Source organism: Allobosea eneae, from assembly GCF_042657265.1.
In the GTDB taxonomy this organism is placed as follows: domain Bacteria; phylum Pseudomonadota; class Alphaproteobacteria; order Rhizobiales; family Beijerinckiaceae; genus Allobosea; species Allobosea eneae.
The window spans coordinates 1-10,527 of the sequence record NZ_JBHSLW010000030.1; the positions used below are offsets into that span (position 1 = coordinate 1).

Consider the following 10,527-nt stretch of genomic DNA (forward strand, 5'->3'; position numbering starts at 1 on the left):
GCCACCATCGCCTCCGCGACGGCCTTCCTCTACGCAGCCGCCGCCATGGTTCTTATCCGCCGCATCGCGCGAGCGTCATGAGTTCCGGGACGGACTCTTATTGGAGCGGGGATCCGGACGATAGTCGTGAAGTGTTTAAAGGATACGACACAAATGACGACATGAAGATCAGAATGTTAGACGATGTTCTCTTGAATTTGAGGTCTAACAGTGCGTTGGTCGATGAATATAAGGATATAGATGGTCGCCAATTACTCAAAAAGATCGAATCTTCTGACCAAAAATCCCAGTATAAAAATTTAATTATGATGGATACTATTGAATTTGGTCGAATAATACACGCAGAAATGAACGCAATTACAGACGCTGCTCGTAATGGAATACCTCTTAATAACTCTCTAATGTACTGCACTACCTTCCCATGTCATTTATGTGCCAAACATATAATTGCCGCTGGGATAAGGAAGGTCGTATATATAGAGCCGTATCCTAAGAGCTATGCAATAGAACTATACGGTGGTGAGCTAATCGTTTCAAGAACGGCCGAGATGGAAAGCGGAAAGGTTCGATTTGAACCATTTATCGGCATAGCACCATACCGATACAGAGAATTTTTTGAACGCGGCAGACGTAAGGATAGCAATGGCAACGCGATGAAATGGAGGCGCGGAGAACCTGCTTAATTGCATCCAAGCGATAATGCGATTTTTGAAGCCTATATGGCGCTAGAAAAAGCGTACTTAGGAAAAAATCAGGCTGATATTCTTGCCGCAGGAATTCTGGAGCCGGCACCAGCAGATAGCTGATGCCGGCTCCACTTAAGCTCAGTCGTCGGCGTTCTGGCGCTCGCGGGACTTCTCGGCCTCGCGCTCGGCTTTCAGCTTCTCGGTGATGTCCTCGCCAGTGGCCTGGTCGACCACCTTCATCGACAGCCGCACCTTGCCGCGCTCGTCCATGCCGAGGAACTTGACCTTGACCTTGTCGCCTTCCTTGACGACGTCCTGCACCTTCTGGACCCGCTTGGGAGCGAGCTCGGAGATGTGGACGAGGCCGTCCTTGGCGCCGAAGAAGTTCACGAAGGCGCCGAACTCCATGACCTTCACGACGGTACCGTCATAGATCATGCCCGGCTCCGCCTCGGAGACGATCGATTTGATCCACTTGATCGCCGCTTCGATCGACTTGCCGTCTGCCGAGGCGATCTTGATGGTGCCGTCGTCCTCGATGTTGACCTTGGCGCCGGTCTTCTCGACGATCTCGCGGATCACCTTGCCGCCCGAACCGATGACTTCGCGGATCTTGTCGACCGGGATCTTCATCGTCTCGATGCGCGGCGCATACTCGCCGAGCTGGCTGCGCGAGGCCGAGAGGGCCTTGCTCATCTCGCCGAGGATGTGCTCGCGACCGCCCTTGGCCTGGCCGAGAGCGACCTTCATGATCTCCTCGGTGATGCCGGCGATCTTGATGTCCATCTGCAGCGAGGTGATGCCCGCGGCGGTGCCGGCCACCTTGAAGTCCATGTCGCCGAGATGGTCCTCGTCGCCGAGGATGTCGGAGAGCACGGCGAAGCGCTCACCCTCGAGGATCAGGCCCATAGCGATGCCGGCGACCGGCGACTTCAGCGGCACGCCCGCATCCATCAGCGCCAGCGAGGTGCCGCAGACGGTGGCCATCGAGGAGGAGCCGTTCGACTCGGTGATCTCCGAGACGACGCGGATCGTGTAGGGGAACTCCGACTTCGCCGGCAGCATCGGGCGGATGGCGCGCCAGGCGAGCTTGCCGTGGCCGATCTCGCGGCGGCCGGGCGAACCCATGCGGCCGGTCTCGCCGACCGAATAGGGCGGGAAGTTGTAGTGCAGCAGGAAGGTCTCCTTGTAGGTGCCTTCCAGCGAGTCGATGAACTGCTCGTCATCGCCGGTGCCGAGCGTGGTCACGACCAGCGCCTGGGTCTCGCCGCGGGTGAACAGCGAGGAGCCGTGGGTGCGCGGCAGGATGCCCGCTTCCGCCACGATCTTGCGGACCGTCTTGACGTCGCGGCCGTCGATGCGGACGCCGTCGTCGAGGATGGTCCAGCGCACGACCTTGGCCTGGGCTTCCTTGAACTGGCCGGCGACCTGCTCCTTGGTGAAGGTGGTCTTGCCGTCCGGCTCGGCCGAGACCAGCGCCTGGACCTTGGCCTTGGCGGCGTCGATCGCCTTGTAGCGCTCGGCCTTGGTGGTGATCTTGTAGGCGGCGCGGAGATCCGCATCGACCAGCTTGAGAACGGCGTCGAGCACGACCGAGTTGTCGGCCGGCACGTAGTCGCGCGGCTCCTTGGCGGCCTTCTCGGCCAGACGGATGATCGCGTCGATCACCGGCTGGAAATGCTTGTGGCCGAACATCACGGCGCCGAGCATGATTTCCTCGGAGAGCTCCTTGGCCTCCGACTCGACCATCAGGACGGCGTCCTGGGTGCCGGCGACGACGAGGTCGAGCTGCGATTCCTTGACCTCTTCGATCAGCGGATTGAGCTTGTAGGCGCCGTCGACATAGCCGACGCGGGCAGCGCCGACCGGGCCCATGAAGGGCACGCCCGAGAGCGTCAGGGCGGCGGAGGCGGCGACCATGGCGACGATGTCGGGATCGTTCTCGAGGTCATGCTGCAGGACGGTGACGACCACCTGGGTGTCGTTCTTGTAGCCTTCGGCGAAGAGCGGGCGGATCGGCCGGTCGATCAGGCGCGAGACCAGCGTCTCCTTCTCGGTCGGGCGTCCCTCGCGCTTGAAATAGCCGCCGGGGATGCGGCCGGCTGCGAAGGTCTTCTCCTGGTAATTCACGGTCAGCGGGAAGAAGTCGAAGCCCGGCTTCGGCTCCTTGGCCGAGACGATGGTGGCGAGCACGACGGTCTCGCCATAGGTGGCGAGCACGGCGCCGTCGGCCTGGCGGGCGATCTTGCCGGTTTCGAGCACGAGCTTGCGCCCGCCCCAGATCAGCTCTTCGGTTTGAACATCGAACATAGGATTGTCTTTCGGTCGGATGCGATCCGTCCGGCGTCGATCATGCCCATGGGCAAGACGGCTGAACGTCCGGGATGTGCTCGCGGGAAGCGCGCCCGGGCGCTCGGCGATCCTGCCATGGACGTCACTGACGCCGGCGGATCATGCGGAAAGCCGCCCCATGCGGTTGCCGCATTGAAGGGGGAACGTCGCCTCATTACGGCGCTCCCGGATCGGGGCCATAAGCTGGCCCCTCGTAGAACCGCCCGGAGCAACGAAGCACCGGGCGGGAATTCGGTCCGATCAGCGGCGAATGCCGAGCTTCTCGATCAGGGTCTTGTAGCGTGCTTCTTCCTTGCCCTTCAGATAGTCGAGCAGGGAGCGGCGCTGCGAGACCAGCTTGAGCAGGCCGCGACGCGAATGGTTGTCCTTGGTATGGGACTTGAAGTGGCCGGTCAGGTTGTTGATGCGCTCGGTGAGGATCGCGACCTGGACTTCCGGCGAGCCGGTGTCGTTCGGCTTGGTGGCATGTTCCTTGATGAGCGCGGTCTTGCGCTCGGCAGTGATCGACATCGTGATGTCCTTCGGTTGAGTGTTGATCTGGCGGGCCAGGCCGGGATGTCGTCCAGCAAGGTCCGAAGCCCGCATCCGCCTCATCGCGGAAGGGATGCGCAGCCGGCTGTGCGGCCGGTTGCCCGGGCATATACACGAAATCCAAGGAAACGCTAGGGTGCTGCATCGCAGCACGGGAAAGCGCAGCTCCCGGAACCTCGGCGGGCTCCGCAGGTTGACTCGCCGCAGGGTTTCAAACCGGGGTCGCGTATCATGCCCGCCATGCCGAAGGACCGTCTCATCGCCGCGCTTGGCGCCCAGCTCCGGGCCGAGCGCGAGACCCGCGACGCGCTCGCCGAGGTGATCGCCAACGGCCAGCTCGACCGCGACGTCCTGCTGGCGATCCTGTCCGATCCCGTACCCGTTGTGACCCGCGACGAGATCGTACGGGCCGAGGCCTGGCTGCGCGGGTTGCCGCCGGCCTTGCCGGCCCGGCCGAAGCTGAGGGCAGCCTGATGGCGCCCCGGCCGGCCTGGAAGGGCTATCTCAAGCTCTCGCTGGTCTCCTGCGCCGTCGAATTGACCTCGGCGACCGACCATAGCGAGAAGGTCTCGTTCCGCGTCATCAACCGCAAGACCGGCAATACCGTCCGGCGCCAATATATCGACAGCGTTAGCGGCAAGCCGGTCGATCCCGACGACGAGGTCAAGGGCTACGAGATCGGCGGCGATGAATACCTGTTGATCGAGGAGGACGAGATCGACGCGGTCCAGATCGAGAGCTCGCATACGCTCTCGATCGAGCAGTTCGTCGATCGCGCCGCGATTCCGCAGATCTATTTCGACCAGCCCTATTATCTCAGCCCGTCGGACGAGGTCTCGGAAGAGGCTTTCGCCGTGATCCGCGAGGCGATGGCGAAGCAGAAGAAGGCCGGCATCGCCCGCATCGTGCTCTATCGCCGCGAGCGTCCGGTGATGATCGAGCCCTTCGACAAGGGCCTGCTGCTGACCACGCTGCGCTACGACAAGACCGTGCGCCAGCCGGACGAGGTCTTCGACGGGCTGAGCAAGGGCAAGCTCGACGCGGAACTGGTCGACCTCGCCACGCACATCATCGAGAAGAAGCAGGCGAAGTTCGATCCGAGCGGCTTCGAGGACCGGTACGAGGAGGCGCTGCTCGAGCTGATCGCGGCCAAGCGCAAGGGTAAGAAGCCGCCGGTGGCGAAGCCGGCCGAGCGCCCCACCAACGTCGTCAATCTGTTCGAGGCGCTGAAGAAGAGCCTTGGCGAGGAAAGCGGTTCGCCCGGCAAGTCGGCGGCTCGCGAAAGGAAATCGGCGAGCGCGCGCAAGCCGACGAAGAAGACCGCTGCCGGCAAGGCCAAAAAGAGCGCCTGACGCGCGTCGGAGGGCGTCATGACCAATCTCGACCTCTACCGTTCGAAGCGCGATTTCTCTCGCACACGTGAGCCGAAAGGCGCTGCTGCACGCCGTCGGAAGGCCGCAGCGGCCGGGGGCGCCTTCGTGATCCACAAGCATGCCGCCCGCCGGCTGCATTACGATCTCAGGCTCGAGCATGGCGGCGTGCTATGGTCCTGGGCAGTGACGCGGGGCCCAAGCCTCGATCCGGCTGAGAAGCGGCTCGCCGTCCATGTCGAGGACCACCCGCTCGAATATGGCGCCTTCGAGGGCACGATTCCCGAAGGCGAGTACGGGGCCGGCTCGGTCGTCATCTGGGACGAGGGCAAATGGATTCCAGAGGGCGATCCCGTCCGCGGTATGGAGAAGGGTCATCTCGCCTTCGCGCTCGAAGGCCACAAGCTCGGCGGCCGCTGGCATCTGGTCAGGCTGAAGCCCCGCCGCGGCGAGAAGCGTGACAATTGGCTGCTGATCAAGGTCGACGACGATTTCGCCCGTGACGACGAGGACATTCTGGAGGCCGCGCCAGATTCGGTGAAATCCGGAAAAAGCGTCGAGGAAGTCGGCGACGACCCCGCAGGTGACGTCTGGTCGACTGACGAAAAGCCCGCGACGGGGCGCAGGCCCAAGGCGGCCAAGGCCAAAGCTGCCGCTGCAAAGCCGGCGAAGACCAAGCCGGCCGGACGCTCGGCGAAGACAGACAGCGAGCCGCTGCCGCGCTTTGTCGAGCCTTGCCTTGCGACTCTCCAGGAGAAACCGCCGGCGGGCGATGCCTGGCTGCACGAAGTCAAGTTCGACGGCTACCGGCTGCAGGCGCGGATCTCCGCCGGCAAGGTCAAGCTGCTGACCCGGACCGGGCTCGACTGGACCGAGCGCTTCGGCGAGCGGATCGGCAATGCGCTGGCGGCGCTGCCTTGCGAGGCGGCCTTGATCGACGGCGAAGTGGTGGCGCTGGGCGAGAACGGCATTTCCTCCTTCTCGGCGCTCCAAGCCGCATTATCGGAGGAGAAGACCGCAAACCTCGTGTTCTTCGCCTTCGACCTGCTGCATCTCGACGGCGAGAACTTGCAGCGCGAGCCGTTGCTCGCCCGCAAGGAGCGGCTGGAGGAGCTGCTGCAAGCCGCGGGGCCGGAGACGCCGCTACGCTATTCCGAGCATTTCACCGAGCCGGGCCAGACCATGCTGCGCCATGCCTGCCGCATGGGGCTGGAAGGCGTGATCTCCAAACGCGCCGAGGCGCCCTATCGCAGCGGTCGCGGCCGCGACTGGATCAAGTCGAAATGCACGCAGCGCCAGGAGTTTGTCATCGCCGGCTACGTCCCGTCGAAGGCGTCGCGCAACCAGCTCGGCTCGCTCGTCCTGGGCTATCACGAGGGCGATGAGCTGAAGCCGGCCGGCCGCGTCGGCACCGGTTTTACGCGCAGCTCGGCCGCGGCGCTGAAGAAGAAGCTCGATGCCGTCGCCGCGAAAGCCCCCCCATTCGCCGGTAAACCTGGCCGCGAGCATGGTATCGTCTGGGTGAGGCCCGAACTCGTCGCCGAGATCGCATTCGGTTCCTGGACAGCCTCGAAGACGCTGCGGCACGCGTCCTTCCTTGGCCTGCGCGAGGACAAGCCGGCGGAAGCGGTCGTCGAGGAGAAGCCGGCCAAGCCCGAGCCAAAGAAGGTTCAGCGCACAACGAAGGCCCGGCGCAAGGCCGGCCCGGAGACGACCGTGACGCTGAGCAATCCCGACAAGCCGCTCTGGCCGGATATCGGCTTCACCAAGCAGGATCTGCTCGATTATTACGCCAGTGTCTGGGAGCGCATGGCGCCCTTCGTGATCGAGCGCCCCTTGAGCCTGCTCCGTGCACCCGATGGCGTCGGCGGGCAGGTCTTCTTCCAGAAGCATGCCGGCGCCGGCCTGCACAAATCCGTCTTGCGGATGAAGGACAAGGATGGCGAGGAGCTGCTCTTCATCCGCGATTTCGACGGGCTCGCCGCCCTCGTCCAGCTCGGCACGGTCGAGGTCCATGTCTGGGGCGCGAAAGTCGATGCGGTCGAGACGCCCGACCAGGTCATCTTCGATCTCGACCCCGACCAGGGCGTGCCGATCGAGCGCGTGCGCGAGGCGGCGCTGACCGTACGCGAGCGTCTCGACGAGCTCGGTTTCGAGAGCTTTCTCAAGACCTCCGGCGGTAAGGGCTTCCATGTCGTGCTGCCGCTGCGGCCCAAGGCGGATTGGGATGAGGTCAAGGGTTTCGCCCGCGACTTCGCCAAGGCGATGGAGCAGGCCGAGCCGAAACTCTACACCGCGACTCTGTCGAAGAAGGCGCGCAAGGGCCGCATTTTCATCGACTATCTCAGGAACGGACGCGGCTCGACCGCGATCGCCCCGTTCTCGACGCGGGCCCGGCCTGGCGCCGCGGTGGCCATGCCGGTCGCCTGGGAGCTGCTGGAGAAGGATCTGGCGCCCGACGCCTATAAGGCGCCGGAGATCGAGACGAAGGGGCCGCCGGACGATGCCTGGGGGGCTTTCTTCAAGCCGAAGCGGTCCTTGAAACGCTGATCAGGCGGCGACCTCGCCGCGGTCGTAGCGGCGCTGCGCCTCTTCGACCTCGCCGATATGGGCTTCGGCCCATTGCGTCAGCGCCGCGACCGTGCCGGCGAGCGTGCGCCCGAGCGGCGTCAGCGCATACTCGACCGTGACAGGCACGGTCGCGAAGGCCCGGCGCGAGATGAGCCCGTCGCGCTCCAGGCTCTTCAGCGTCTGCGACAGCATTTTTTGCGAGATGCTGTCGATGCGCCGGCGCAACTCGTTGAACCGCAGCGTCTCCTGCTCGAGCAGGATCAGCACCAGCACCGCCCATTTGTCGCCGATGCGGTCGAGCACCTGCCGGGTCGGGCAGCGGGCATTGAACGGATCGGGGCGATGCAGCATGGCGGTTTCCGGCAGGTGACCTTGTGGCGTGAAAGTGCCTTCTTGAGAGAAAATCGCATGACTGCCATCTGGTGTCTATTGGGATGTAGGTTCCCAGAAGATACCAGGGAAGATCACCATGAAGATTGCTCTCATCGGCGCCACCGGCTTCATCGGCTCGCGCCTGCTCGCCGAGCTGACCAGCCGCGGCCATCAGGTCACCGCCATCGTCCGCAATCCCGAGAAGGTGCCGCCGGGCGCGGGGATCACTGCACTGAAAGGCGATGTCTACGACAAGGACGGGCTCGCCGCCTTGCTCGCCGGTCATGATGCGGTGATCAGCGCCGTGCATTTCACCGCCAGCGATCCGGCGGTGCTGTTGGCGGCGGTGAAGCGGTCCGGCGTGGCGCGCTATCTCGTCGTCGGCGGTGCCGGCAGCCTTGAGGTCGCGCCCGGCGTCAAGCTGTTCGACACCAAGGAATTCCCGGCGCTCTATCTCGACGAGGCCAGGAAGGGCGGCGCCTTCCTGGATCTGCTGAAGGGCGAAGGCGACCTCGACTGGACCTTCCTCTCGCCTTCCGCCTTGATCGAGCCGGGCGAGCGCACAGGCAAGTTCCGCCTCGGCAAGGACCAGCTCCTGGTCGACGACAACGGCCAGAGCCGGATCTCGGCCGAGGACTACGCCATTGCCCTGGTCGACGAACTGGAAAAGCCGGCGCATTCGCGCCAGCGTTTTACAGTCGGCTATTGAGGCGGAGCACGAGGCTCCGCCGCAACGCTGTTGGTCTTTACCGGTCGGATCGGATCAATCCGACCGGATCCAGCTGCAGGGTCCGGCGAAAACGCTTCTCGCCAAAGGCGAGCTGGCCGCGGCGCAATTCACCGCTCCAGACATGGCCGGCGTCGCTCTCGAAATAGAGCTGCGACGCATCGACCTCGTAGCGGCCGCCATGGCCCGGCGCCTGGTCGCGCTGCTTGCCAAAGCGGCCATTGGGCCGAAGATCAAGCCGGATGGCGCCGTCCTCGCTGACCCAGCGGCCGAGCACCGCGCGCTCGGCCTTGCTCAGCGGCTCGGGAAGCTCGAGATCGATCTCGAGCGGGCGAACCGACGGCTTGGCCGGGACAATGATCGACGCGATCGCGCCGAGCGACTGGAAGACCTGGCTGAAGGGCATGATGATCTCCTTTCGTTCAGGTTGTTGGGCGGTGCAGATAGCGCCGCCCTTGACAGGAATATGTCAGTAGCAACCGGCACAGGGCGCCAGGGCGTTCCGCCTGTGGTCCGTTCGTCGACAACGCTGCCGGTATGGTTGGACAATGCACCGGCGCGAGCCGGAGGCGGTAGAGCGATCCGCCGCGATCATTGCCTGATCCTCCAGCGCGTTAGCTCGATGCTCGCAAAACCCCGGTCTTTCCTTATATGAAAGCCCGACGCCGAAACTGTCCGCGAGGAGGTTCGCATGCCCCAGGTCGAGGAACTCGCCGCGCTCATTGCGCGATTCGCGCCGACCGACGGCGTCTATGACACGGCGATCCCGCGCTTGAAGGTGGTGCGCCTGTCGCAGCCCAGCGAGCCGATGCACGGCCTGCACGAGCCGGCGCTCTGCATCATCGCCCAGGGGGCCAAGCAGGTGATCCTGGGTGACCAGATCTACCGTTACGACGCCGCGCATTGTCTCATCGTCTCGCTCGACCTGCCGGTGATCGGCCAGGTGATCGAGGCGACGCCGGACGAGCCCTATCTCTGCGTCAAGCTTGAGCTAGACCCTGCCGCTATCGGCGCGCTGATGCTGGAAGCGCCGCCATTGGCCGACCGCGAGTTGTCACCCGGCCCGGGGCTGACGGTCAGCCCGATGACGCCGACGCTGCGCGACGCCGTGATCAGGCTGACCAGTCTGTTGGAGGCTCCCGCAGACATCGCGGTGCTGGCGCCGCTGCTGGAGCGCGAAATCCTTTATCGTCTGCTGACCGGCGAGCAGGCGGCGCGTCTGCGCCAGATCGCCGTGGCGGAGAGCAAGCTGCAGCAGGTCAATCGCGCCATCGCCTGGATCAAGCGCAATTACCGCAGCCCCTTCAGCGTCGAGATTGTGGCGGCGGAGGCGAGGATGAGCGCGTCTGCGCTGCACCAACATTTCAAGGCGGTGACGGCGATGAGCCCGCTGCAATACCAGAAGCAATTGCGGTTGCAGGAGGCGCGCCGCCTGATCCTGGCGAATGCGCGGGATGCCGCCTCTGCCGGGTTCGAGGTCGGCTATGAGAGCCCCTCGCAGTTCAGCCGCGAATACAGCCGCTTGTTCGGCGCTCCGCCGCGCCGCGACGTCGCTCGCCTGCGCAGCGCCGAGGCGGCGTTCAGCAACTGACGCCGCCTCGGCCCGGGACTTAGAACTCCTCCCATCCGGTATCGCCGGCGCGGCCATTGGCTGCCTTGCGCGGCTGAGGTTTGGCGGCCTTGCTCTGGGCGAAGGCGGCCTCGGCGAGCTGGCGCAGCCGCTCCGGCTCGGGCGCCTGGCTGCTGCCGCAGTCGGCCGGGCCGGCCATGTGCGGCGCGGCGCCCGCAGGGCGTGCCGGGCCCCGTGATGCAAGACGAGCGGCAGGGCGCGCCCCGGCTCCGGAAGACACCGCTCCAGCGGCCATCGCAACGCCGGCCCCGCTGCCCGTCCGGAAGCTCGCCACCAGCGTGTTGAGCT

10 protein-coding genes and 1 pseudogene are annotated in these 10,527 nt (G+C 64.6%); 6 read left to right on the top strand and 5 right to left on the bottom strand.

Annotated elements, in window-relative coordinates; translation table 11 throughout:
* The first annotated feature begins 347 nt into the window (after positions 1–347).
* The gene (locus ACFPOB_RS18795; RefSeq protein WP_377799903.1) at positions 348–683 is read left to right on the top strand and encodes a deaminase; all 336 of its coding nucleotides are present in this window, start codon (positions 348–350) and stop codon (positions 681–683) included.
* A 141-nt stretch (positions 684–824) separates the two neighbouring features.
* Here the strand turns inward: ACFPOB_RS18795 and pnp are convergent, their stop codons facing one another.
* Positions 825–2,996 (bottom strand): polyribonucleotide nucleotidyltransferase, encoded by a 2,172-nt coding sequence (gene pnp / locus ACFPOB_RS18800; protein ID WP_377799895.1) that lies wholly within the window; start codon positions 2,994–2,996, stop codon positions 825–827.
* 282 nt (positions 2,997–3,278) lie between these two features.
* Entirely contained in the window at positions 3,279–3,548 is a 270-nt protein-coding gene (rpsO, locus tag ACFPOB_RS18805; RefSeq protein ID WP_091836097.1) for a 30S ribosomal protein S15, read from the bottom strand.
* A gap of 252 nt (positions 3,549–3,800) precedes the next feature.
* Here rpsO and ACFPOB_RS18810 point away from each other — a divergent pair, with 252 nt between their 5' ends.
* Genes ACFPOB_RS18810 through ligD form a run of 3 tightly spaced genes read left to right on the top strand, consistent with a single transcriptional unit; the run spans position 3,801 to position 7,489 of the window.
* Positions 3,801–4,043, top strand: coding sequence for a hypothetical protein (locus ACFPOB_RS18810; RefSeq protein WP_377799896.1), 243 nt, complete (start codon positions 3,801–3,803; stop codon positions 4,041–4,043).
* A complete protein-coding gene (gene ku, locus ACFPOB_RS18815; protein ID WP_377799897.1) occupies positions 4,043–4,921 on the top strand; it encodes a non-homologous end joining protein Ku in 879 nt (292 codons plus the stop codon). Before ACFPOB_RS18810 ends, ku begins: the two co-directional genes overlap by 1 nt.
* 18 nt (positions 4,922–4,939) lie before the next feature.
* Positions 4,940–7,489: a DNA ligase D gene (gene ligD / locus ACFPOB_RS18820; protein ID WP_377799898.1), complete on the top strand. Its 2,550-nt coding sequence runs from the start codon at positions 4,940–4,942 to the stop codon at positions 7,487–7,489.
* On the opposite strand, the gene ACFPOB_RS18825 is transcribed toward ligD, so the two are convergent.
* Positions 7,490–7,861: a winged helix-turn-helix transcriptional regulator gene (locus ACFPOB_RS18825; protein ID WP_377799899.1), complete on the bottom strand. Its 372-nt coding sequence runs from the start codon at positions 7,859–7,861 to the stop codon at positions 7,490–7,492.
* A 118-nt stretch (positions 7,862–7,979) separates the two neighbouring features.
* Here ACFPOB_RS18825 and ACFPOB_RS18830 point away from each other — a divergent pair, with 118 nt between their 5' ends.
* Complete coding sequence (locus tag ACFPOB_RS18830) at positions 7,980–8,591, top strand: NAD(P)-dependent oxidoreductase (RefSeq protein WP_377799900.1); 612 nt, start codon at positions 7,980–7,982, stop codon at positions 8,589–8,591.
* A gap of 37 nt (positions 8,592–8,628) precedes the next feature.
* Here the strand turns inward: ACFPOB_RS18830 and ACFPOB_RS18835 are convergent, their stop codons facing one another.
* Positions 8,629–9,015, bottom strand: coding sequence for an Atu4866 domain-containing protein (locus tag ACFPOB_RS18835; protein ID WP_377799901.1), 387 nt, complete (start codon positions 9,013–9,015; stop codon positions 8,629–8,631).
* Between the two features lie 285 nt (positions 9,016–9,300).
* On the opposite strand from ACFPOB_RS18835, the gene ACFPOB_RS18840 reads away from it, so the two are divergent.
* Positions 9,301–10,200: an AraC family transcriptional regulator gene (locus ACFPOB_RS18840; protein WP_377799902.1), complete on the top strand. Its 900-nt coding sequence runs from the start codon at positions 9,301–9,303 to the stop codon at positions 10,198–10,200.
* Positions 10,201–10,219: 19 nt separating this feature from the next.
* Here ACFPOB_RS18840 and ACFPOB_RS18845 read toward each other — a convergent pair.
* A pseudogene (locus ACFPOB_RS18845) lies at positions 10,220–10,527 on the bottom strand (hypothetical protein); the annotation flags it as partial.